Source organism: Olleya sp. HaHaR_3_96 (genome assembly GCF_019278545.1).
In the GTDB taxonomy this organism is placed as follows: Bacteria; Bacteroidota; Bacteroidia; order Flavobacteriales; family Flavobacteriaceae; genus Olleya.
Genome location: NZ_CP058987.1, coordinates 2,322,701 through 2,347,557 on the forward strand (window position 1 = coordinate 2,322,701; position 24,857 = coordinate 2,347,557).

General features: G+C 31.6%; 24 protein-coding genes and 1 other RNA gene. 8 read left to right on the top strand and 17 right to left on the bottom strand.

Going from position 1 to position 24,857, the window contains the following annotated elements:
- Positions 1 to 1,189 precede the first annotated feature (1,189 nt).
- From H0I26_RS10200 to H0I26_RS10215, 4 genes are all read right to left on the bottom strand, one after another.
- On the bottom strand, positions 1,190 to 2,743 hold the full coding sequence (locus H0I26_RS10200) for a hypothetical protein (protein WP_218698053.1): 1,554 nt from the start codon (positions 2,741 to 2,743) through the stop codon (positions 1,190 to 1,192).
- A 74-nt stretch (positions 2,744 to 2,817) separates the two neighbouring features.
- A complete protein-coding gene (locus tag H0I26_RS10205) occupies positions 2,818 to 3,198 on the bottom strand; it encodes an acyl-CoA thioesterase (RefSeq protein WP_218698060.1) in 381 nt (126 codons plus the stop codon).
- 27 nt (positions 3,199 to 3,225) lie between these two features.
- On the bottom strand, positions 3,226 to 3,978 hold the full coding sequence (locus H0I26_RS10210; RefSeq protein WP_218698061.1) for a hypothetical protein: 753 nt from the start codon (positions 3,976 to 3,978) through the stop codon (positions 3,226 to 3,228).
- A 110-nt stretch (positions 3,979 to 4,088) separates the two neighbouring features.
- Positions 4,089 to 5,126 (bottom strand): glutaminyl-peptide cyclotransferase, encoded by a 1,038-nt coding sequence (locus H0I26_RS10215; RefSeq protein ID WP_218698063.1) that lies wholly within the window; start codon positions 5,124 to 5,126, stop codon positions 4,089 to 4,091.
- Between the two features lie 88 nt (positions 5,127 to 5,214).
- Here H0I26_RS10215 and ffs point away from each other — a divergent pair.
- From ffs to fsa, 5 genes are all read left to right on the top strand, one after another.
- Positions 5,215 to 5,313, top strand: an RNA gene (ffs, locus tag H0I26_RS10220) — signal recognition particle sRNA small type.
- 140 nt (positions 5,314 to 5,453) lie between these two features.
- Complete coding sequence (locus H0I26_RS10225) at positions 5,454 to 6,254, top strand: SDR family oxidoreductase (RefSeq protein ID WP_218698071.1); 801 nt, start codon at positions 5,454 to 5,456, stop codon at positions 6,252 to 6,254.
- 45 nt (positions 6,255 to 6,299) lie between these two features.
- Entirely contained in the window at positions 6,300 to 6,716 is a 417-nt protein-coding gene (locus H0I26_RS10230; RefSeq protein ID WP_218698072.1) for a hypothetical protein, read from the top strand.
- A 25-nt stretch (positions 6,717 to 6,741) separates the two neighbouring features.
- Positions 6,742 to 7,173, top strand: a complete 432-nt coding sequence (locus tag H0I26_RS10235) for a hypothetical protein (RefSeq protein WP_218698074.1) — start codon at positions 6,742 to 6,744, stop codon at positions 7,171 to 7,173.
- Between the two features lie 186 nt (positions 7,174 to 7,359).
- Entirely contained in the window at positions 7,360 to 8,013 is a 654-nt protein-coding gene (gene fsa / locus H0I26_RS10240; RefSeq protein ID WP_090840428.1) for a fructose-6-phosphate aldolase, read from the top strand.
- Positions 8,014 to 8,103: 90 nt separating this feature from the next.
- Here fsa and H0I26_RS10245 read toward each other — a convergent pair whose 3' ends face one another.
- The 11 genes from H0I26_RS10245 to H0I26_RS10295 form a co-directional block, all read right to left on the bottom strand.
- Positions 8,104 to 8,520 (bottom strand): hypothetical protein, encoded by a 417-nt coding sequence (locus tag H0I26_RS10245; RefSeq protein WP_218698076.1) that lies wholly within the window; start codon positions 8,518 to 8,520, stop codon positions 8,104 to 8,106.
- Positions 8,513 to 8,953 carry a DUF2452 domain-containing protein gene (locus H0I26_RS10250; RefSeq protein WP_218698078.1) on the bottom strand — a complete coding sequence of 147 codons (441 nt, stop codon included), beginning with the start codon at positions 8,951 to 8,953 and terminating at the stop codon, positions 8,513 to 8,515. Before H0I26_RS10250 ends, H0I26_RS10245 begins: the two co-directional genes overlap by 8 nt.
- 35 nt (positions 8,954 to 8,988) lie before the next feature.
- Entirely contained in the window at positions 8,989 to 9,498 is a 510-nt protein-coding gene (locus H0I26_RS10255; RefSeq protein ID WP_218698080.1) for a peptide-methionine (S)-S-oxide reductase, read from the bottom strand.
- Between the two features lie 521 nt (positions 9,499 to 10,019).
- Positions 10,020 to 11,582 (bottom strand): protein adenylyltransferase SelO, encoded by a 1,563-nt coding sequence (locus H0I26_RS10260; protein ID WP_218698082.1) that lies wholly within the window; start codon positions 11,580 to 11,582, stop codon positions 10,020 to 10,022.
- A gap of 331 nt (positions 11,583 to 11,913) precedes the next feature.
- Positions 11,914 to 13,161: an FAD/NAD(P)-binding oxidoreductase gene (locus tag H0I26_RS10265; protein WP_218698084.1), complete on the bottom strand. Its 1,248-nt coding sequence runs from the start codon at positions 13,159 to 13,161 to the stop codon at positions 11,914 to 11,916.
- 28 nt (positions 13,162 to 13,189) lie between these two features.
- On the bottom strand, positions 13,190 to 14,605 hold the full coding sequence (locus tag H0I26_RS10270) for an MBL fold metallo-hydrolase (RefSeq protein ID WP_218698086.1): 1,416 nt from the start codon (positions 14,603 to 14,605) through the stop codon (positions 13,190 to 13,192).
- Positions 14,606 to 14,761: 156 nt separating this feature from the next.
- Positions 14,762 to 15,055 (bottom strand): hypothetical protein, encoded by a 294-nt coding sequence (locus H0I26_RS10275; protein WP_218698088.1) that lies wholly within the window; start codon positions 15,053 to 15,055, stop codon positions 14,762 to 14,764.
- A gap of 18 nt (positions 15,056 to 15,073) precedes the next feature.
- Complete coding sequence (locus H0I26_RS10280) at positions 15,074 to 15,946, bottom strand: universal stress protein (protein ID WP_218698089.1); 873 nt, start codon at positions 15,944 to 15,946, stop codon at positions 15,074 to 15,076.
- Positions 15,947 to 15,972: 26 nt separating this feature from the next.
- Positions 15,973 to 16,455, bottom strand: coding sequence for a DinB family protein (locus tag H0I26_RS10285; protein WP_218698091.1), 483 nt, complete (start codon positions 16,453 to 16,455; stop codon positions 15,973 to 15,975).
- The gene (locus tag H0I26_RS10290; RefSeq protein WP_218698093.1) at positions 16,455 to 16,943 is read right to left on the bottom strand and encodes a hypothetical protein; all 489 of its coding nucleotides are present in this window, start codon (positions 16,941 to 16,943) and stop codon (positions 16,455 to 16,457) included. Before H0I26_RS10290 ends, H0I26_RS10285 begins: the two co-directional genes overlap by 1 nt.
- A 47-nt stretch (positions 16,944 to 16,990) precedes the next feature.
- Entirely contained in the window at positions 16,991 to 17,371 is a 381-nt protein-coding gene (locus H0I26_RS10295) for a hypothetical protein (protein ID WP_218698094.1), read from the bottom strand.
- Positions 17,372 to 17,498: 127 nt separating this feature from the next.
- Here H0I26_RS10295 and H0I26_RS10300 point away from each other — a divergent pair, with 127 nt between their 5' ends.
- Both H0I26_RS10300 and ftsH read left to right on the top strand, forming a co-directional pair.
- Entirely contained in the window at positions 17,499 to 17,864 is a 366-nt protein-coding gene (locus H0I26_RS10300; protein WP_218698101.1) for a carboxymuconolactone decarboxylase family protein, read from the top strand.
- On the top strand, positions 17,851 to 19,791 hold the full coding sequence (gene ftsH / locus H0I26_RS10305; protein ID WP_218698117.1) for an ATP-dependent zinc metalloprotease FtsH: 1,941 nt from the start codon (positions 17,851 to 17,853) through the stop codon (positions 19,789 to 19,791). Before H0I26_RS10300 ends, ftsH begins: the two co-directional genes overlap by 14 nt.
- 25 nt (positions 19,792 to 19,816) lie before the next feature.
- Here the strand turns inward: ftsH and H0I26_RS10310 are convergent, their stop codons facing one another.
- Together H0I26_RS10310 and H0I26_RS10315 are read right to left on the bottom strand one after the other, a co-directional pair.
- Positions 19,817 to 20,986, bottom strand: a complete 1,170-nt coding sequence (locus tag H0I26_RS10310) for a hypothetical protein (protein ID WP_218698119.1) — start codon at positions 20,984 to 20,986, stop codon at positions 19,817 to 19,819.
- A 19-nt stretch (positions 20,987 to 21,005) separates the two neighbouring features.
- Positions 21,006 to 21,452: a DUF2267 domain-containing protein gene (locus H0I26_RS10315; RefSeq protein WP_218698120.1), complete on the bottom strand. Its 447-nt coding sequence runs from the start codon at positions 21,450 to 21,452 to the stop codon at positions 21,006 to 21,008.
- Positions 21,453 to 21,891: 439 nt separating this feature from the next.
- On the opposite strand from H0I26_RS10315, the gene H0I26_RS10320 reads away from it, so the two are divergent.
- Positions 21,892 to 24,852, top strand: a complete 2,961-nt coding sequence (locus H0I26_RS10320; RefSeq protein ID WP_218698122.1) for a chemotaxis protein CheB — start codon at positions 21,892 to 21,894, stop codon at positions 24,850 to 24,852.
- The last annotated feature ends 5 nt before the right edge of the window (positions 24,853 to 24,857 follow it).

Genomic DNA, 24,857 nt, shown 5'->3' on the forward strand with positions numbered 1-24,857 from the left:
AAACATATCATCATGTAATGCTCTCCGCTTTATTTCAAAGAGGAGAATGAATTTTGATTTCCAGAAAAAGAAATCAAAAGAAAGAGGAGTTCTATTATTCTATATCCGTATCAACCCCTGTAGTTTAAGAAGCAGTTAAAAATGACATGAAGATAAAAAAGTTCTCGATACAGATCTCCTTCGTCGACGCACTCGAAGTGACGATTTGTGCTCACTCAATACAAAAATTAAAGATTATTTAGATCAATACTTCAAAGGTAATTAGCAAACAAAACGAATTATTATGTAAGGCTCTCCTCTTTATTTCAAAAAGGAGAATGAGTTTTGATTTCCCTAAAAGGAAATCAAAAGAAAGAGGAGTTCTATTATTCTATATCCGTATCAACCCCTGTAGTTTAAGTAGTAGTTAAAAATGGCATGAAGAATAAAAAAGTTCTCGATACACGTCTCCTTCGTCGTCGTACTCGAACTGACGTGGTGGCCTCATTCAATAGAAAAGTTAAGGATTTATTTAGATCAATACTTCAAAGGTAATTAGCAACTAAAATGAATTATTATGTAATGCTCTCCGCTTTATTTCAAAGAGGAGAATGAATTTTTATTTCCCTAAAAGGAAATCAAAAGAAAGAGGAGTTCTATTATTCTATATCCTCATCAAATCCTGTAGTTTAAGAAGTAGTTAAAAATGGCATGAAGAATAAAAAAGTTCTCGATACACGTCTCCTTCGTCGTCGCACTCGAACTGACGTGGTGTGCTCACTCAATACAAATACTAATGGAATAGTTGTACTAATACTTCAAAGAATTAGCAAACAAAACATATCATTATGTAGCACTCTCCTCTTTAATTTCAAAGAGGAGAATGAATTTTGATTTCCATAAAAGGAAATCAAAAGAAAGAGGAGTTCTGTTATTCTATATCCGCGTCAAATCCTATAGTTTAAGAAGCAGTTAAAAATGACATGAAGATAAAAACAAAAGTTCTCGATACAAGTCTCCTTCGTCGCCAAACTCAAACTGGCGATATATGCTCACTCAATACAAATACTAATGGAATAGTTGTACCAATACTTCAAAGAATTAGCAACTAAAACATATCATCATGTAACACTCTCCGCTTTATTTCAAAGAGGAGAATGAATTTTGATTTCCAGAAAAAGAAATCAAAAGAAAGCGGCATTTTTATATACTAAAAAGTAACATGCTGATAAGCCCCTAAGTCTGGACTGGCAGTTCTACTAACTCCCAAAATATCATTTGGTACTTGTGTTGCAAATGTGGTATTTCCTTGACCATTTGCTGCAGAAGCATCACCAATAATAAAATCGTTTTCAAAAGTATCTCTAAAATCTGGGTCTTCATTAAATATCATATTTTCATAATGCGTAGCATCATCAAAATCGTAGTTGAGGCTAGAAAAGAAGTTGTTATCATCTTGAAAACGCAATAGACAATTAGTAAACTTAAAATTAAAGACAACAGATGCATCTTCAATTTCATCAATTAAAAGCTCAGGATTATCATTACCATAAATAATACAGTTACTAAAATTAGTTTCGGTTAAATCCGAAACAAAAGCGGTGTTTTCTGCATCGACAACAAAGTTATTAATTAATAACGCAGGGAATTGTCTAAAACTACTATTCCAGTAATTAGCGATAGTGGAATGGGTGACGTTGTATTTTCCACCAAGAGTCGCACCAAAACTAGCTTGGCCAGCGTTATTTAAAACGATGTTTTCAGCTCTAATAGAAGTGTTACGTCCTAAAATTCCGAAGGTACTAATGTTATAAATTTGAGAATTAGTAATCGTTAATTTATCTGTTGCAGCAGTTGCATTACCATCAGATAACACACCAACTGTAGCGTTTTTTATAGTAGCATGATTAATAATATTATTCTGACTCCCTTCAAATAGCCAAATCGTTCCCCATTGTCCAGGGACATCACTATATAACGGTTCTAGGCGATCTCCTTCAAAAATTACCTCGTTTTCTAATAATTCTGGATCTGTACTTGGGGCACCATTGACATTTAGTGTTGCGCCTTCAGAGACTAATAAGCCTGAGTTAGCATGAAAATGGATGCGTGCACCAGGATCTATTGTCAATGTTTCTCCTGTTGGTACAGCTGCGTAGCCGTAAACGACATACGGTTTTTCGTTAGTAAAAGTTAGCTCATCTGGCAGTAACTCGCGACCTAATATTTCACTTTCTGTAGGGACACCATCAATGGTTAAGGTTAGTGTCTCAATAATACCTGTAGTGTTATCTCTATTCGGGTAAATAAAATTAGCGTCCTTAACTAAAGTTACTAAATCGACCTCCTGAAGATTACCTCCAGAGTCAAACAAGATTTTATCTGTGTATAAAAATTCTGTATCAGACAGCGGAGTCGTGTTAGTATTATAAGTCGTTTCTATAAAAATAAATAGACTATCTTTTGCTAATAGTTGTACATCTGTAAAGCTTTTTCCGGCTTGACCGTCTACATTTAATCGGTAGCCTGAACTTTCTCCATTTTGTAATTGCACATTAGGAATAGAAATATCTTCATTACTATTGTTATACACTTTTAAATTATAAGTGCTTGACCCAATATTTGCAAAAATGGTATCTAAATAAACGGTGTCTTTAGAGAATCCTAAATTACCGGTACTTGCTTCAAATTCGAAATCTTTACGACAAGATAATGATGATAAAATTAATCCAATACAGCAGATAAAATATAGCGTACGCTTCATAAATTGTAATTGTAACTTTGGTTGACTAAAATATAACTTTTTTAAAGGGTAATTAGTATGTGTCTTTAAAATTATTAGAAAAGGGCAATGATTTCTGGTGATATTCTTGACGGTCTTTTGGTGTCAATATTCATAAAGCACCATTTAGTTTCGGAATAGGCACACCGTTTGTTATTAACTAAGACTTCTACAACACGCAAGGATGTTACACCTTCGCATAATTTGACGTAGGTTTTTAATGTGACCGTATCACCTAAAAATATTTGTCGTTTATAGTCTATTTGATGGGAAATTAACACCCAAAAATACTGATCAAGCATCTCTTGTGTGGCATTAGCAAACCAATGTGCTTTAGCAATTTGATTAACCCATTGGATATAACGCACATTATTAACGTGATTTAGCTCATCTAAATCATCAAGAGTAACAATTAAATCTTCACTATATGTTTTCATGACTTACTAAAACGACTAAAATACCACTTATTGTTTGTTTTTATAGTCAGTAATAATTTTATTAAATACTTTTCCTTTTTGGACAAAAAGCTCAATTAAATCTACTTCTTTATTTTTTTCTAAAAGCTTGCTATCTAGTTCATTTTTGATAATAAACTCGAAAAACATAGGGATATATTCTTTTTCAATTTGTAAATCATGTATTATAAACCTTTCGTTAAATAAGCTAGAATTTTCAAAAAGCGATTCTAAATCTTCGTAAGTCATTTCAATAAAAGGCGGTTCGACATATTTGTCTTTATTTTCAAATAATTTAGCAATTAGACCAATAACCTGTATGATGTCTATTCCGCCAGTAGTAGGTTGCTTAGAATAGAGGTGAGGATTGTTTTTGATGTCTTCTAAAATTTGGTTTTTAAGTGTTACTTCAACGGTTGTAATATCTGCTGAGGTTTCTTTATAAGCTGCGATTAACTGGACTTCGTCTAAACTATTAAGGATTTGCTTAAGCTCGATGACCACACTTTCGTGGAAATGATAGGCTTTTAAAACTAACTTTTGCTCATTATAAAATAACGAACTAATTTGAAGTGTATCACCTGTTTTTCCTTCAATTTGAAAGGTTCCGTTAGTATCTGTAACAGTTATTTGTTTAGAGAATAAGTTTTTTATTTTAATGTTTTCTAAAGTGGAAATCGAGTCATACACTTTTCCTGTTACGGTTTGTGCGGATAAGACGGATGTAGTCAAAAAGGCTAGTAAGGTTGTAAAAGTTTTCAATAGCTGGTTGGTTGATTAGTCTCAAATTTAGATTTATCAGATCGATGATAAATCTAAATTAAGAGACTTTAACAGCCACTTTATAATATTTTAACTTTTACAATAGGAGGTTAGTTCTCTATGATTTTGACCTCAAATAATTTATCCCAACGTTTTCCTGTTAAGAAAAACGTTTGTGTTTCTGGATTGTATGCAATACCATTTAAACAGTTTTCGTTAATCGAAAAATTAGGAATTTGTTTTGTTAATAGTGTACAGTCAATAACCGCTTCTACAGCACCATTTTTAGGATTGATAATTGCAATTCCATTTTTCTCCCAAATGTTAGCGTATAATTTGTTATTCGCGAATTCTATCTCATTTAATCTTCCAATTTTTCCTTTTGTAGTGCACACTTGTATGTGGTCTTCTTCTATTAGTGTGTCAGGATTTAAGCTCCAAATTAAACTAGTACCATCACTTTTATATAGTTTAGAGCCATCGTTAGCAAATCCCCAACCTTCTTTACTTTGCCCATAATTAAAGCTACTTTTCTTTTCTAGAGTAGTGGCATCATAAGTAAACCCTTTTTTTCCTTGCCATGTTAAATGGTATACGGTATTGTTTAATACAGTAATACCTTCTCCAAAAAAAGCATCAGGAATTGCGGTTTCAGTAATGCTATTTCCTGTTTTGTAATCTATTATTCTGATTTTAGATTCGCCATATTGTCCAGTACTTTCATATAGGACCCCATTACTAAATTCTAAGCCTTGAGTAAAAGACGTTTTATCATGCGGAAAGGTATTAATGATTTCTACAGTTAAAAATTTTGGAGCAACATGACTTAATAAAGCAATCGTTTGATTAACAATTGCAGTTTCTTCGTTAAAATTAATGGTCGCTTTTAAAGTATGCTCACCTAATTTAAAATCAGAAAGCACTTGATTAGGCGTAATCGGTTTTCCGTTTAGCTCGTAATTAACAGATGTAATTTCGATGTTTTTAGGATTTTTTAGAGACAATTCTAGCGTTTTGTCAATGCTAATTGTGCCATTTTTAGCGTTAGTAGAGACCGAAAAGCTCTTTTTTTGCAATTCTACGTTGTCACCGCACGATAATAGTGCTGTTGCTAAAAATATGATTGTAAGGTATTTAAATGCTTTCATTTTGTAAACTTATTTGTTAGCAAGTTATTTATTAAAATTCATTATAAAAAATGATTGCGAGAAAATAAAATGTGTGTATCTTTGCACCTGGCAAGTCCTACACAACTAGCTCCTGTTGAATCCTCCAGGTCGGGAACGAAGCAAAGGTAAATGGTCGTAGCAGTGTGATGTAGGTAGCTTGCCTTTTTTTGATTACTCTAAATCCTTTTTTAAAAAGAGATTTAAAAACATAAAATAAAGATTTGTTAGTTAATTCTAGCAAATCTTTTTTGGTTACAGTCGTTTTGTAATTCAACTTTTTTACTTTTAACTTTTAAAATTATTTACATGTCTAAAGTCGTATTAATTACAGGAGGTTCTTCTGGAATAGGAAAATCTATAGGTGAGTTTTTAACCGAAAAAGGGTGTGTTGTTTATGGTACCAGTCGTAATCCGTCTAATTATAGCAACAGTAAATTTAAGCTTGTTGCTTTAGATGTTAATGATACGGTGACTATTGCAGCAGCTGTAAAAACAGTCATTGCAGCAGAAGGCAAGTTGGATGTCTTAGTTAATAATGCAGGTGTTGGTATTAATGGTGCTATTGAAGAAATACCGCAAGCGCAAATCCAACATAATTTTAATACTAATTTTTTTGGGCCTATAAATGTTATCAAGGCAGTGTTACCTCAAATGAGAGCACAACAGTCTGGATTGGTTATAAACATTACATCCATTGCTGGGTATATGGGATTGCCTTATCGTGGTATTTATAGCGCTAGTAAAGGTGCTTTAGAGCTTGTTACGGAAGCATTACGTATGGAAACTAAGGATTTTGGAGTTAAATTCACCAATATTGCCCCCGGTGATTTTGCAACTAATATTGCTGCAGGACGTTACCATGCGCCTGTTTTAAAGGACTCGCCATATACTAAGTACCCAAACGTACTTAAAGATATTGATGAGCATGTAGATAATAGTAGTTCTCCAATTGCTGTGGCTAAAAAAGTACATGAGGTTATAAATACCAAAAATCCTAGAATACATTATAAAGTTGGTGCGCCGATGCAGAAATTTTCTATTGTTTTAAAGTTTTTATTACCTGATAAAATGTACGAGAAGCTTTTACTTAATCATTATAAACTATAGTTTTTGGTATGTTTATTGTGACTTGGTTTTAATAGTCATTAGAATATGAAAAACACGTTATCCTTATTATTTTTCTTGAGTATTATAATCTTTACCGGTTGTGAATCTATTTTGGAATGTGTAATCAATCGAAGTCCTGAATTACCAGATAAATCTTTTACGGTAGGTTATCGACAGCAGATGTATTATGATGAATTTGAAGCTCAAATTAAAAATGATCCGCATGATGATAGTTATGGATACAATTTTGAATTAGAAGGAACGCTTCCAGAGGGGGTGAGTATGACCATAGATTATAGAATCGTTCGATTTGAGGGAATGCCGCAAAATCAAGGTATATATGATTTTACGATATTTTTGTATGTAGATCCTCCATTAAGTTATGATGAAGAAACGGAAGACTACGAGGATTCTATGTGTATTACTAGTACTTCAAAAAACTACACGATTATAATTGAATAGCCAAAATATTATTTTAGTTTATAAATTGAAAAAGATATTAGCAGCTTTATGCTTAGCGGTAAGTTTTACACTTCAGCATTTTATTACCTTTAAATATGTTTGTCAAACTGACGAGCGTTGGCCTACGTTTTATGGCTTTCCGTTTGTACAAAGTACCAACCATTCTTGGGTTTTTTCTATGTCTGGTGATTTATTTATTAAAGGTTTTATAGGTAACATACTGTTTTTTGGGCTTTTTTTTTATGGAGTGATTTATTTGTTAGGTATTGCTAAGCATAAGATCTGTAAGATTATTTCTAAAAGTGTTATTATAATTCTCTGCATCTTTTCTTTAGTATTTATCTATTTTGAGATTACCGTTTTTGATTGGCGATTAGAATGGGATCATGATAATTTTAAAATGAATTATTATCAACAAGATTTAGATTGTGAGAAAACCTTCAGGTTTTTTGACTAAAATGTTAATATCATTTGATATCATTATTTTACTTGCGAAAGTTAAATTGTAACTTTGCATGGCGTTAAGGATGGAAGTGGCATCCTTTTTTTGCTGCCACAAATGGCAAAAAAAGATATAACGGACAGCCTGACCCTTGTGGTAACGCCCAAAATAGTAATATACACAACTTAAATATATTTTAGAATGAAATTTTTTATTGATACTGCCAATTTAGACCAAATTAGAGACGCTCAGGATATGGGTATTTTAGATGGTGTTACAACTAACCCGTCTTTAATGGCTAAAGAAGGGATTACTGGTCATGATAATATCATGAAGCATTATGTTGATATTTGTAACATTGTAGACGGTGATGTTAGTGCGGAAGTAATTGCTACTGACTTTGAAGGTATGGTTAAAGAAGGTGAGGCGCTTGCTGAATTACATGATCAAATCGTGGTTAAATTACCAATGATTAAAGATGGTATTAAGGCTTGTAAATACTTTAGCGATAAAGGCATTAAAACGAATGTAACGTTAGTGTTTTCTCCTGGTCAAGCATTATTAGCGGCTAAGGCTGGTGCAACTTACGTATCTCCTTTTATTGGTCGTTTGGACGATATCTCTACGGATGGTTTAAACCTGATTGCTGAGATTAGACATATCTATGATAACTACGCTTTTGAAACTGAAATTCTTGCTGCGTCTGTACGTCATACAATGCATGTAATTGACTGTGCTAAATTAGGTGCTGATGTTATGACTGGTCCTTTAAGCTCTATTGAAGGGTTATTAAGACATCCTTTAACGGATAGTGGTTTAGCTAAGTTTTTAGAAGATTACAAAAAAGGAAACTAATTTTGTACTGATTAAATAGTTAGCAATTTGCTGGACTATAATAATATTCTAAAAAATCCCAAGTGTTATGCTTGGGATTTTTTTATGCTTTTAGTTTACTAATGTTAATAGGTTTAAGATAAATAGTAACGTCCAAATTGCTGTTCTAATCCAATTTTTAGACACTAAATGGGCTAATGTTTTTTCTGTACTTTTTCCGTTGTTAATTGTGTTGTGTAACGGAACAAATATTGCAAATGTCGCTATCCACGCACTGATAGTTAAAACGGTTCTAATATAAATAGAGGCATCTGCTTGCGTAAATACTAAATATAAATAGAGTATAAGCTGTCCAAACATTAACGGGATAACAATACCAGCTATTCTTACCGTGTATTTGGCGTGCCATTTTATTAATGACTCTTGATTGTGATATTTAAAACTTGGATAAATAATAAGTTGCACCATCCAAATTAATACCACTAAGCCAAAATCGAAGAGTAGACTTACAATATGAAGATTAGTCATTAGTAATTAGATCTTGGCCAATAATTTCTTCGTCTATTCTTTTCCAGATATGCTCAGAATTTAAGTAAAAACTACCTATAAAGTCAAAATTGCATTGTTCTGGAGCAATAATGGATAGAAAGGGTTGTCCTTTTTTATCTCTGTATAAATGATAGGTATCTCCAATTATAGGCTGAAAACTAAACTTAGCATTATAGACTAGATTGTTATATTCTAGTTCTGCCATCATTTTTTCATATTCGGCTTTTAGCTCTAAATACTTGGCTTTAATTTGCTGATTGGCTTTGTGTACGTTTTTGTTTTTCCAAGTGACGTTTTCCGTTACTTTTATGGCTGGAGCACCAACATTTGTTGCATACGGTTTTAATGATGCATCGTATTTTTGTGTCTCTTGGTTATAGACAATATTATCAGGTTTTTTAGTGTCTGACATCCTTTTTCTTTTTTAACAAAGATACTAAATAGCTATTACCTAATAGATTTACGCTGTAGGTTATCCGTTAAATGTTTGCTAAACTTTGTTTGTAATAACTTAAGTTTTGGGTTAATGTAAGTTTGACAAAAGGGTTTGTTTGGATTGTTTTTGTAGTAGTTTTTAAATTGTGCTTCTGAGGGTTTAAAGTCCTTAAAAGGAAGTGTTTTTGTAATAATAGGTGCTTCAAATTCTGATTGTAAATTAGCTAGGAGTAAAGCAGCATCTTCTTTTTGTGCTTCTGAGAAATAATAGATTGCTGATCTGTATTTTGTACGCATGGAATGATTAGAAGTGCTTTTGTGCGTATATAAATGAATTTGAATTAAGATATCAAGCGTAATTATTTCTAGATCGAAATGAACGATTACTGCTTCCGAGAAAGTTGTGTTGTCTTTGGTGGAAGCTATAAAGCCTTGTTCTACTTTTTGAATACCTTTTAAGGCTTGAAATACTGCTTCTGTGCACCAATGACAACCACCTCCAAATGCTATTTTATTGCTCATTGTTTTAAAATAGGGTTTTAAAACTGCTTCGCGTTTTAGGTCAAACTCTCCGATTTTTACTGAAGTAAAAACTCATCGCTCTTTAGCTAAAGAGAGGAGTTGTTTGCGATGGTTTTTTTTTGTTTCGGTTTAACTTTTGTTATTGCTTTTGTGATGTCTTTCCTTTATTCTTTTTGCTCTCCTCTTATTTTTAAGAGGAGAATGAATTTCTGCTTTGGAAAAAAAGCAGAAAGGAAGAGGTGTTAGCTTGTTGGCGTTTTATTTGAGGTTGTTTTTAACTCTCTTTAAAACTGCTTCGCGTTTTAGGTCAAACTCTCCGATTTAAGCTAAAGCTAAAATTCATCGCTCTTTGGCTAAAGAGAGGAGCTGTTTGCGATGTTGTTTTTCGTTATGATTTTGCTTTTGTTTTAATACCTTATGTTTTTTTTTAGCTCTCCTCTTATTTTTAAGAGGAGAATGAATTTCTGCTTTGGAAAAAAAGCAGAAAGAAAGAGGAGTTAAACATCAAAAAAACATAACAATTAAGAACTACAAGATAGCATAGAGCAACCTACTTTATGTCTTGCCCATTCTGGTCGTTTTACAAACCATTTTTCGTATTTTGGTTGTTCTGCATAAGGTTGCTTTAATAAGTTGAATAAGTCATCAATAAGTTTGTAGTCACCTTTGTTAGCGTCATCTATTGCTAATTGTGCCATATAATTACGTAACACGTATTTTGGGTTTACGGTATTCATGTTTTCTTTTTTCGCTTTCGCTGAAATTGGGTCGCGTTCCAAACGGTCTGCATAACTATCAAACCATAAGTTCCATCTGTCTTTTATCGCTTCGGTTACTGCTTTTATGTCGTAAAAAGAATCACGAATAATTTGTAATCCATTAGTAGGATTTGCACCATCAAAATCGGATAGATTACGGAAAAAGATAGTCATATCTGTTTCTGTTAACTGTAAACAATCTTCTAGTTCCTGAATAAGGTTGGCATCTAGTTGTTCTTCGGATGACAATCCAATTTTACTACGCATCATGTGTAGGTATTGGATATCTTTCTGTTCGGCATAATTTGCCAACACCGCTTCTAAACCTTCGGCTTCTTCAATTAATGGATATAAGGCATTTGCTAATTGGTATAAATTCCAAAGGACAATATCTGGTTGCGAACCATATTGGTAGCGTTTGTTTTGATTATCTGTAGTATTTGGCGTCCATCCAGGCTCATAACCTTCTAGCCATCCGTAAGGGCCATAATCTATGGTTAATCCTAATATTGATAGGTTATCGGTATTCATAACACCATGTACAAAACCAACACGTTGCCAATGGATAACCATATCTAAACTTCGCATAGCTACGTCATTAAAAAACTGAACGTAAGTTTGTTTGCTTGGTGTACCTAAATGCGTAAAATGAGTGTTTATAGTATAGTCTACAAGTGTTTTTAAGGTTTCTGTATCATGTCTTGAGGCTAAAATCTCGAAACTTCCAAAACGTAAAAAACTTGGTGAAATTCGTGATACAATCGCGCCTTTTTCGTAATCAGGATTCCCGTTATACATGACGTCACGCAGGACTTGGTCTCCAGATAACGCTAAGCTTAAAGCACGTGTGGTTGGTACACCTAAATGATACATGGCTTCGCTACATAAATACTCTCTAACAGAGCTTCTTAAAACAGCTAAACCATCTGCTGTTCTAGAATAGGGTGTTTCTCCAGCGCCTTTTAATTGTAGTTTCCAGTTTTTGTTATTGTGTTCGACTTCAAATAAATTAATAGCACGACCATCACCTAATTGCCCGGCCCAATGTCCAAATTGGTGTCCACCGTAACACATAGCGTATGGTGTTGTGCCCTCTAAGACGGTATTACCCGTAAACACGTTTAAAAATGGTTTTGTTTTAGCATCGTTTTCTGATAAACCTAGGGTGTTCAACATCTCTGGAGAGACATGAACTAATTCTGGTTTTGCAGTCTGTTTAGGAGTCACAAAACTATAACAAGCTTTAGTGACTTGACGTCTACTATTGTCTGTTATTGGATCTGCTGGAAGTTGTGCTGTAAATGTATTTTTTATGTTCAGTTTCATAAGGTGCTTCTTTTTGGTTTTACAAAGATACAGAATAGTTTATTCCGTAATTTTTGGCATATATAAACCTAAAAAGTATTTTATTCAGAATGGAATAAATAATGAAAACCTCAACATAAATTATGATTTTAATGGGGTGTTATAATATTTTATATTTGGAAGTAGTCAATAAAAGAAATCCTAAATATGCTAATATTAATTCTAGCAGAAATAAGCAAAACCTCTAAAATGTATTAATATCCCTGCGCTTAAAGTAAATGTTAAACCTATTAAAAACTGTATTGGTATTTTTTTTGCATAATTAACAGCATGACAATAGTTAAGGTTTGTGTTACACATTTTTGCCTTTCAACATCTTATTCCAATATAAGTAAGGAAGCATGTATTTTTTTAAAAGCCAAAGTCTCCAATGTTCTTTAGAGCTATCAAAAATTAACATTTGTTTTAGTTTCGGGTCAGGAGTGAATTTTTTTGTATAGTCAAATTCTGCTAATACCATTTTACCATAACCTGTAACAAAAGGGCAAGAGGAGTAACCATCGTATTTTTTAGAGCTAAGTTTTTGTAGTTCTACTAAATTAATAATGTTAGCGACAACTACAGGAGCTTGTTTTCTGATAGCAGCACCTGTTTTTGAAGTTGGCACATTAGTAACATCTCCTAATCCAAAGATATTTGCATATTTTTTGTGTTGAAGCGTATAAGGATATACATCCATCCATTTGGTATCATCTACCAAAGGAGAATTTTTAATAAAATCGGGGGCAGTATTTGGTGGTACTAAATGAAGCATATCATATTTAATACCTACTAAATTATCCTTTTTAATAATGTCTAAAGTCATTGGATTATGTTCTTTAGCTTCTGGACTAACAATAAACCAAGCCATTTGTTTTTGGCCTTCAATTTTTTTTAGTTCCCAACTAAACTTTATATTTATTTCTTTTCTATCAATTACCTTCATTAAGGTTTTTGCTATTTCTGGAATAGAAAAAATGCTATCTCCAGAAGTAGCAAAAACTACTTTTGTCTTACTTTTAATATGTGCTTTTTTAAAATAATCATCTGCCAAATACATTATTTTTTGAGGTGCACCACCACATTTATATGGTTTTGGTGGTTGTGTAAATAAAGCGACTCCACCTTTAAAATTTTTAATAACATCCCAAGTATGATTTGGGTTTGTGTAATTACTACAAACAACACCTTTATCTATAGCTTCCGGTAGCCCTTCTACTAAGGTTGTATCTAATTTTAATCCAGGTGTTACTATTAAATAATCATAAGTAAAGTTACCATTTATAGCAGCTTTTACTGTATTATTTTCTGGATCTAGAAACACAACAGCATCTTTTATCCATTTGGCTTTTTTTGGCATAACCGAAGCCATAGGCCTTTTTGTTTTGTTATAATCGTAAGTACCAGCTCCTACTAAAGTCCAAGCAGGTTGATACCAATGGTTTTCTGAAGGTTCAATAATGGCAACCTCTAACATTGGATTTTTTCTAAGTAAGCTACTAGCAGTCATTAAACCTGCTGTTCCACCTCCTATAACTAGTATTTGATAATGCGTTTTCATTTGGTGTTTTTTTTATTTTGGGTAACCTTTACAACATAGTTGTTGGTGCTATGTATTCTGAAATTGGAAACTTATGGGTTGCTTTCATTGCATTAAAACCACCTTTTACATCAATTAAATTTTTATAACCCTTTGCTTTTAAGTTAGATATGAATACCATAGACCTATAACCACTTCTGCAATGCACATAGTAGGTTTTGTTTTTATCTATTTTAGATTTGCTATTGTTTAAATAATCTAAAGGAGTATTGATAGCGTTTTCAATATGTTCGCTATTAAACTCGCTAGCTCTACGTACATCTAGAATATTTAATTTCTCTGTTTTATTAGCGAGTTGCTCTGCAGTTACAGATTCAATAGTATCTATTTTTCTACCAGTTTTATTCCAAGCATCCATACCGCCTTTTAAGTACCCTAAAGTGTTATCAAAACCAATTCTAGCTAAACGTGTGGCAACTTCTTGTTCCCTTCCGTGGTCGCAAACAATTAATAAAGGTGTTGTAATATCTATTATGGTGGTACCAACCCAATTTGCAAAATTGCCATCAATTCCAATATTATAAGCGCCTTTAATAAATCCTTTAGCAAAAGTTTGTGCGTCTCTTGTATCAATAATAGTGGCTTTATTATTCTTTAATGCAGTTTCAAAATTCTTTACAGTTAAAGCAATAGTTCCTTTAGCAACAACCGTATCAATACTTTTATACCCTTTAATGTTCATTAATACGTTTTGCGGAAAATAGCCAGGAGGAGGTGTTAAACCTGTTAAAATAGCATCAATAAATTCTTCTTTTGTCATATCAGAATTAAGAGCATAATTTGTTTTTTTTTGATGACCTAAGGTGTCTGTTGTTTCATCACTCATCATTTTACCACAGGCACTTCCAGCACCATGACCAGGATAAACAATAATATCGTCGTTTAAAGGCATTAATTTATTTCTAAGAGAATCAAATAAATGAGCAGCTAGTTTTTCTTGTGTTAATTCTGAAATTACCTTTTGTGCAAGATCAGGTCTACCAACATCACCAATAAATAAAGTGTCTCCAGAAAACAACGAGGTTTCCTTGCCATTTTTATCAATTAATAAATAACAGCTACTTTCCATAGTGTGACCAGGTGTATGTATCAGTCTTATTTTGGAATGTCCTAGTTTAAATTCTTGGCCATCTTTACCAGATATAAAATCGAAACCAGTTTTCATAGTTGTTGGTCCATAGACAATGGTTGCTCCAGTTTTTTTTGCAAGATCAATATGACCAGACACAAAATCTGCATGAAAATGTGTTTCAAATACATATTTTATTTTAGCGTTTCGTTTTTTAGCCATATCAATATACGGCGTAACTTCTCTTAAAGGATCTATAATTGCTGCCTCACCATTACTTTCTATATAATAAGCACCTTGTGCTAAACAACCGGTATAAATTTGTTCTACTTTCATCATTATATATTTTAATTAATAATTAGGTTTTTACTCTTAATTTATAGAGTTGCGTTAATTATAAAATTAAATAGAATTTGGTCTAAATAAAATGACATTGATCAGTAAAAAAAGAAAAAATCAAAATAATAATTAGGTGTTTGAAATTAGTACTGATTATTTAAATAAATGAAAATCTGGACAATAAACAGGAAGAATAAAAAACACAAATAAAAAGAATAAAACAGCCCATAAAGCACCCATTAGTATTGGGTAAAGGATAATATCACCTTTAACATCCGGTTTTAAAGAATGTGCAATTAAACCATGAATTCCAATACTTAAAAGCATAAAAATCAGGCTTGATATAATGACCACATATGTTTTTGTATGTGTGTTTTTAATTGTAAATAGATGATAGCCTAATGCTAAAGAAATCACTATCAATATTCTATATATACGTCTTGCCATAATAATGTATTTTTAAGATTAAAGTTCTAAGAAATGAAGTAATTCAAAATTATTTTCATTAAAACTCATTAAAGGAATCTGACCATAGACTTCCATTTTTTTAACTAAATCTTTATGGAATATTTTATTAAAGAAACCAAATTCATCTCTTTCTAACATAACAACCATATCTGCATTTACATCGCCTAAATAGACTTTAAGTGTTTCAAAAATGGTATCAGAGAAAAGTACTTCAAATGCAATGTTTTTATACTCTATTTTCTTTTCAAGCATTTCTTTAAACCATTCCATTTGCGAGTCTCCTGCATATTCTTTTTTTGTAACAATATGTACCACCTGTATTTTTGCCTTAAATGCTTTTGCTAGAATAGAGACATTTTGAAGAACCTCTATGTCTGGGTTGACTTCAAAATCTGTTGCGTATACTATAGTTTTAATCTCTTTATAACTGGTGTTTTCTGGTATAGCGAGTACAAAACATGGGGCTTTGTCTATAAGCTTTCTCGTGGTGTTTCCCATTATAATTTCTTTTAAAAGACTTGTGCCTTTCATACCAACGACTATAATAAAGGCGTCTATTTCTTTTGCTTTAGAAATAATACCTTTTACTACAGATTTGTTTTCTACAACCTCAAAACTAATATTCATTTCTTGTAAATTACCCTCTAGATTTTGTTTGCAAAAGTCTTTTAATTTTGAATAATGCGTTTTAAAAGCATCTATTTCTAGTTGAGGAAACGGTTCGTCCACTATATCTCCCAAAACTGTAGGGTAGTCAAAAACATGAGTGACTACAAGAGTAGCATTAAGTTTTTTGCTTAAAGTTGAAGCATATTTTAATGCAGTAATTGCATTTGTAGAATAATCGGTTGCGATAAGTATATTTTTCATAGTAGATGTTGTTTTAATCAAGCTTTTTAAACCCTAGTAGATTCTCCTTTTAAAATTTTTAAATAGGCAGCTATTTGACCTCTATGATATGTTTCATGTTCTAAAACGTTATGTATTAAAAACCACCAAATAGTCAGTTCTTCGTTGTTTTCATTTTTAATAATCTTATTAATAGATTTTTGAGTAAATGCCTTAATAATTTCGCTACGTTTTTTATTATTAACTTTTAATTTTTCTAGCATTTTTTTGTAGGTTTTTTGATCTATATTTATGTGTGGTTCATTAGTACCTAAAATCCATTTAAATTTATTTTCGGATGTGTTTAAGTTAAAAAATAATTCATCAACATCTAAAATATGCTGTACTAAATGTCCAAAACTTAAGGTAGAAGTATTTAATCTCCAGTTTATAAATTCGTTCGGAATTTTGCCAAGTCTTTTTAACGTTAATTGTCTAATCGTTAAAGACCAAGCCGCTAGTCCATTATAATTGTTTTCATGTAACGTCATTAGTTATTTTTTTTAGATTCTAATAATCCAGGATGAAACTGTTTTAAAAAAGCATTTCTTGAGGAATCCATTCTTTTAATCATTTGCTCTAATTGATCATTATGATTTTTCCAGTTTTTAAAGAAATAATCACTTTTAAAAAAATTATTCATAAAAAGTGTGTCATTTTCAGGGAAATAAGAGAAGTCCTTTTGCCATAAAGAAGGTGTGTTTTTTTCAAAATAGCCTTTAAAAGAATCCATTATACTATCTAAATTTACATGTAAAGAATCTCCTTTTATATTGGAGTAAGACCATGAATAGACGGAATCGTATTGTTTAAGATTTCCAAACTCGTCATACACTTTATTTACATCCCATTTTTCGATTGGTTTTACAATTGTTTTATCTTTTACAACATTAATATCTTCATCTTTTTGGGTTGGTTTTTCTTCAAATTTACATGAGTAAATAATAAAAAATAGAGCTAAGATTATTAGTTTTTTCATTTTGATAAATTTTAAATGTAACAGCCACTAAAAGTTTAAACAACACTTTAGTTACGTCTTGTTCTTACATTAGTTCTGTTAGTATTTGTTCTGTTTTCTGTATGATAGCGAGAGATATTATCACCTCTATAATTTTTTATCCTAACAAACTTACTTCGGTTTAAATTTATATGGTTGTAGCGTGTGGGTAAAGTATTTACTGTTATCCAAACATTATTATTTAAATAGATATAATGTCTAAGTGATAGGTCATAATAAATCATATAATCAGGAAAACACACATATCTGACAGCTTCTACTCGGTTAGGATAAAACCAAGCTGGAGGCGGTACATCTGGTCTAGAAGAAATAACAATTGGGCCACAACTTTCTGCAATAAACATAAATGCAAAAAGTAAAGATATTAGTATGATTTTTTTGATTTTCATAATATTATTATTTATAAAACAAAGTAAATGAGTTGTTTATTGATTTCAAATGACTTAGGTCATTTAGAAAATAAATTAAATAAGTTAGTTTTGAATGAGATAAAAACAACATTTAAAAAAATGTATTATGATAAAAGATCATTCTAAAAAGTATAACGACTTAACCAATTTAATGAACCGTTTAGGAACTAGAATACCAGAAACGATGATTGCTTTTGATAGTCTTCATAAAGCTAGTATTAATGAAGGTATCTTAAGTTCTAAAACAAAAGAACTTATAGCTTTAGGTATAGCTATTACCGTAAGGTGTGATGGCTGTATTGCTTTTCATGTACACGATGCACTTGCATCTGGCGCAACCTCTGAAGAAATTTTAGAGACCATTGGAGTAGCGGTACTTATGGGAGGAGGACCAGCAGTAGTTTATGGTTGTGAAGCTATGGAAGCTTTGGATCAATATATAGTTTTAGAGAGAAATAATGACAACGGATAATAGTAATAACTCATCTAGTTATAAAGACAAAAAACCATTAAGTAAACCTTCTGGAGGTTTTAAAATCAGTTGGTTTTATGTAGTTGTAATATTTTTATTATTAGTTTTTTACGTTTTTTTTAATCCTAGTAATTATGTAGAAGAAATTAGCTGGAAAGATTTTAATAATTTAATGCTAAGTCAACAAGATGTTGAGAAAATTGTTATAGTAAATAAGTCAATAGCAGAAATTTATATAAAACGAGATAGATTAGAAGAAGCTAAATATCAAGAGTTAAAAAAAAGGGTATTCAGTTTAAATAATGGACCACATTATTCAATGCAAATTGGCTCTGTAGATAGTTTTGAAAATAAATTAGAAAATGCAGAAGAACATTTTTCTTCAGATGTAAAAACTACTGTTATTTATACTACCAGAACAAATATGTCAGATTTGTTTTCTTGGTTATTACCGATAATATTAATTGTTGTTTTTTGGCTATTTCTTTTTAGGCGATTTGCTTCTAAAAATGATACAAATCCTTTGTTTAATTTTGGAAAATCTACAGCTAAATTAACCACTAAAGATAAGCGAAGTGAAGTTACATTTAAAGATGTTGCAGGTTTAAAAGAAGCTAAAGTGGAGGTTATGGAAGTAGTTGATTTTCTTCAAAACCCAGAGAAATACACAAAACTAGGAGCTAAAATACCAAAAGGGGTAATGCTTGTAGGACCACCAGGAACAGGAAAAACCTTAATGGCTAAAGCAATAGCAGGTGAAGCAGATGTTCCTTTTTACTCGATGTCAGGGGCAGAATTTGTAGAAATGTTTGTCGGTGTAGGAGCATCTCGAGTTAGAGATCTTTTTAAGCGTGCTAAAGAAAAAGCACCAAGTATTATTTTTATTGATGAAATTGATGCTGTAGGGCGCTCAAGAGGAAAAATTAATGCGTTTCAGGCTAATGATGAAAGAGAAAGTACATTAAATCAATTATTAACAGAATTGGATGGTTTTGGGTCAAATACAGGTGTTATTGTGCTAGCAGCTACCAATAGACCAGATATTTTGGACAAAGCGCTTTTAAGACCAGGAAGATTTGATAGACATATTTATTTAGAATTACCAAATAAGCAAGAGCGTATTGAGATTTTTAATGTACATATTAGTAATCTGAAATTAGCAAAAAATGCTGACTTAGATGTATTGTCTGCTTTAACTCCTGGTTTCTCTGGTGCAGATATAGCTAATATTTGTAATGAGGCAGCTTTAATTGCTGCACGTAAAAATAAAAATGAAATTGAACACGAAGATTTTATGGGTGCTAGAGATCGTGTTGTAGGCGGATTAGAAAGAAAAAGTAAAATAATATCTCCTAACGAAAAAAATATTATTGCATATCATGAAGCTGGTCACGCTGTTGCTAGTTGGTATTTAAAACATGTAGATTCTTTAGTTAAAGTCTCTATAATTCCTAGAGGAAAATCATTAGGGTCTGCTTGGTATTTACCAGAAGAACGGCAAATAGTTACCAAATCTCAATTTATTGATCAAATATGTGCGTCTTTAGGAGGAAGAGCAGCTGAAGAGGTTATATTTAATGAGATGTCTTCTGGTGCTTTAGACGATTTAGAGAAAATAACAAAACAAGCCTACTCCATGGTTGCTTACTATGGCTTAGACAAAACGATTGGACCACTAAGTTTTTATGATTCTACAGGACAAAACGAAAGTGTTTTTAAAAAACCTTATAGCGAGAATATGGCTAAGTTAATTGACAAAGAGGTGCAAAATTTAATTTTAAAAGCTTACCAACGCACACTAGATCTTTTAGTAATGCATAAATCAGAATTAGAAAAACTTGCACAGCTTTTATTAAAAAAAGAAGTCGTTGAAAAAGACGATTTAGAGTTAATTTTAGGTGTACGAGAAACCAAAGCTTTACTTTAGTTTTAAGGGTTTGTTTAGACAATCCTTAATATCTAAAAATAGCGTTAATTGGCTGTTCTTTAATTGGCATGTGTTCTGGATCTAGTTCAAACACATTACCACCTTGCAAAAAAGTTTGCATACAGGCAAGATTAAGTAAGGATGTATTTGTTATTTCTTTAGACTCATCCAAACGTACACTATTATTTATATTATAATAAATACCAAAAAGATCTGTTCCTTTTTTCACAAAAAGAGTATCAATTTTTCCATGTATTGCAGCAGAAATAATTTCTGATGGGCTATAAGATACTTTTTGTGTATTGTATAGTTCTGTAAACAGGTCTATTTTATCTTTTTTAGTTGCATTAAAATAATCTTGCATTAAACTCCATGACTCTTGATGCATAAGTGTTTTGTTTTTAAATTCTGGATCTCCATTTAAATGATTTTTGTATAAGTTAGGATATAAACTGGCTTCTTTATATAAGGGATATAATTGATCAGTACAGGCCAATAATAAAGGTGCTTTTCTATTATCAATTAGTTTTTTAACACCAAGATCTATTGCTCTAAAAAAAGTAATTAACTCTTTTTTATAATCATCTTTACCTTCACCATAACCATGAAAGGAACCTCTGGTATGTGCACTATGACCTGTTCTAAACTGTAACATTTTGTCTTTGTAATCTGTACCGATAGCTTTTTTTAATTGGTTTGGAGCAAAATTTTCAATGTTCAAATCTTTGTAGCTAAATTTAGAGCACTTGTATAATTTTACATAATCGGCACTTAATTCTAGTAGAAAATAAACACCATCTTCATAATAAAGAGGTAATAATGGTTTTAAATAAAAATGATTTGATACATATGTTTTTACTTCGAACGCTATGGGTAAAGTATAATAACTAATACCATTTTGGTCTAAAAAAACAGCTAAACCATCAGAAGGGTTTCTCCATAAATCTACATTGGCAATAAGGTCTTCAATGGGTTTTAGATAATTATTTATTTCGACTTTATTTAGTTGATAATTGGTTAATGTTTGATGTATTTCTTTTACACATTTTTTTAAATGCGCTTGTGCAAGATGCTCATTTTGCTCTTTACCCTTTTTATTCATAGGTAGATAAATAGTAACGGTGTGTGCGCTCTGTTTTGAGGCTAAAATCTTAAGTTTTTTTTGAGGAAACGGATGATTTGTGGAAGTGTACATTGTTTAAAAATTTAGAGTATTAAAACATTATTCTATGATAAACCATATTTTTTAAGTCTTTTGGTAATTCTGATTTTATGTCTTCCATTTCGCCTAAAGAAATATATTTGCGCAATAGTATAAACGTAGTATTTATGTAGTTTTCTGATAATTCGTAAGATTTAAAATCATGCATTGCTGTAACGCCATTAAACTCTCGTACTAAGTCAACAAACTCTTTTATAGTATTTATTTTTTTATTTTTATGAAGACGCCATGAGTTAACATAAACAGCTTTTAAGAACATAGGGAATTGAGCTATGAGTTGTAGTGATTCTTCCGTGGATATTATTTCTCTTAAGCCGTGAAGTACGGACGATAAAATACGTCCTGCTTTTTCGGTATCTTCGCCTAAGCTTAATGCTTTAGTGTATTCTTTTAAAAAAGTATTAGCTTCAGTAGCAAACTGATTAAAATTTAATGACATGTTAATTTGTTTTTGAAGTTCTTATTATTTCTTTTAAGCTTATATTATGCTTGTCTTAAGTATTCAAGTTATATTTAATTGTTGTGTATTGCAATGACTTACATCATGTTACGTTATGTATGTGTTCTTTGTTTTAAATCTTTATAGTTGATACCATTTAGTTTTGATAAGAAAACATATGGCTTATTGGTTACTAAAGCGCTATCAATTATAAAACGATGAGGTTTTTATTTTTTATAGTAGATAAAAGGAATATTTATTGACTTTACCTCTGTATAAAACAAAACCTACTTCTTTATTGGTAATTAGTGAATATACTTTTGAAGGAAGAATTATTTGTGAAGAATGTGAAGCATTATTTATATATTAATTATCTTTATTCTTTATACAAACAAGCATTCAAAAAAATCAATCATCCAAAAAACGTATAACCATATCTATGGTAAATAAAAAAACGACTACAACAAAAAATATAGAGAAACCATTTTCTACAAAGAAAAAAGAAGAATCAAATAGTATATTAAATGCTTTTCTTATTGTAGGTTTGGGGGCGTCCGCTGGTGGCTTAGAGGCATTAAAGTCGTTTTTCGCGGCAGCACCAAAACAAATGGGAATGGCATTTGTTATTGTGCAACATTTAGACCCTACACATAAAAGTCTTATGGTGCATCTTTTAAAGAGCCATACAGATATGACTGTAACTGAAGTAGAGGATCATACGCAAGTGGTACCAGACCACATTTATGTTATACCGCCAAATAAAGATATGGCTATTTTTAAAGGGGTATTACACCTTATGGAACCGTCCGCCGCTAGAGGATTTAGAAAACCAATAGACTTCTTTTTTAAATCGCTTGCAGAGGATCAACAAGGAAGAGCTGTAGGTGTTGTTTTGTCAGGGACAGGAACAGAAGGCACTCTTGGTTTAAAGGATATAAAAGGTCAAGGCGGTCTTACTATTGTGCAAGACCCTGTAACTGCTAAATACGATGGTATGCCAAGAAGTGCCATTTCTGCAGGTGTGCAAGATTTTGTACTTGAGGTTAATAAAATACCAGAAGCATTAGTGAAATACTCAAAAAACAGGGCTTTTAAAATCGAAGCTAAACCAATAATGGCGACAACAGCTAAAGAGTTGCTCGAAAAAATATTTGTTTTAATTAGAAATGAAACAGGTTGTAATTTTGGAGATTACAAAACCAGTACAGTCATACGTCGAATAGAAAAACGCATGGCTTTAAACCAAATAGATAAATTAGACTGTTATTTAAAATATCTTCAAAAAAATAAAGAAGAAATTAAAAAACTATTTGATGAATTGTTAATTGGTGTTACTAGTTTTTTTAGAGATACAGAGGCTTATAGCACTGTTGAGAATACTATTATTCCACAGATAATTAATAGTAAAGCAGATGGAGAAACTATTCGCATTTGGGTTGCAGGATGCTCTACAGGAGAAGAAGCCTATAGTTTAGCTATACTTTTTGACGAGGCTATTAAAAAGCAATCTAAAGTGTTAAAACTACAAATATTTGCATCAGATTTGGATGAGCGTGCAATAAATTTTGCAAGACAAGGTACATACCCTGAAACTATTTTTACTGATGTAACACCAGAACGTTTGCGACGTTATTTTCAAAGCGAATCTAATGTATATAGAATAAATAAAGAAATTAGAGATAAGGTTGTTTTTTCTGAGCATAACCTAATTAAAGACCCTCCTTTTTCAAAACAAGATATGGTCAGTTGCAGAAACTTACTTATTTATTTAAATATTGAAGCACAAAAAAAAGTATTTGCTATATTCCATTATGCTTTAAATCCAGAAGGAATTTTATTTTTGGGAAGCTCAGAATCTCTAGGTGAGTATGCTAATTTGTATGAAGTTATTGATAGGAAGCATAAACTATTCAAACATAAAAAAGTTAATAAAAGTAAAATTCCTGATATAGGGTATTTATTTCGAGAACCGATTAATTTTAAAGCTACTGCTATAATTTCAACACCAAAAAGAGAGCAACAGGGTAACCTTTCTAAAATAACAGAACAATTGCTTTTAGATAATTATGCACCTGCTAGCGCTATTATTGATTTAAAAGGAGAGGCCGTTTATTTTTCTGGTAATACAGGTAAGTATTTGCAGCCCTCTCCTGGAGAAGCTAGGCTTAATATAATTGATATGGCAAGGGAAGGGCTTAAAAATGACTTACGTACAATAATCTCTAAAGTAAGAAAAAGTGACACTGTAGAAATTAGAAGAAATATCAACGTAAAAACTAATGGTAGCTATCAAATAATAGATTTGTGTTTAAGGCCTTTAAAAGATTTTATACCAGAAGAGGACTATTATATGATAACTTTTGAGGACCGAGAGGCGTCTTCTGCTTCTAATGTAGCTGCACAAATAAGTCATCCAGATGAGACTTCAGAATTACAAGCTTTAGAACAAGAGTTAATTGCAACGAAAGAATATTTAAGATCTACGATAGAACAGCTAGAGATTTCTAACGAAGAATTAAAATCTAGTAATGAAGAGCTCCAATCAAGTAACGAAGAGCTGCAAAGTACCAATGAAGAGTTAGAGACATCTAAAGAAGAATTACAGAGTGTAAATGAAGAAATTGTTACGGTTAATACAGAACTACAAGGTAAAATAGATGAGCTTGCACAAGCCTATGATGACATGAATAATTTGCTTGCAAGTACCGAAATTGGGACTATTTTTCTGGATGCGGATTTAAAAATAAAACGTTTTACACCACCAATGTCTAAGATTATTAATCTTATTTCAACAGATATGGGCAGACCAATTCAAGATTTATCTTCTAACCTGATTTATGAAGGTATAGTAGCAGATGCTACAAAGGTACTAGCAAAACTTACCCCCTTTCAAGCAGCAGTCAAAAGTAACGATGGTACATGGTACCAAATGCAAATCATGCCTTATCGCACATCTGCCAATGTTATTGAGGGGGTAGTAATTACTTTTGTAGACATTACTGAAGAAAAATCACTAGCTTTAGAGCTTAGTGAAGTTAAAGAGAGTTATGAGCAACTTCTTGAATTAACAAAAACCACAGTATGCTCTCAAGATAAAAACTTAGTGTATACAAGTATGTTGCATAAGGGGACTGATTTTTCTTCCTCTTTAATGATTGGAAAAACAGATCAGGATTTTTTTTTAAAGGAGGACGCCTTAAAACTAACAAGTATTAAAAATAAAGTATTAAAAACAGGAAAACCATATCGTGGTATTATTTCCTTAACTTTAAAGGGTATAACTAGATTATATGATCTTACAGTAAGACCAATTATCATAGATAATGTAATTACGGGAATTGCTTGTACAAATACAGATATAAGTGAATTATCTCAAACCGAAAATGATACTAATAAATAAATGTA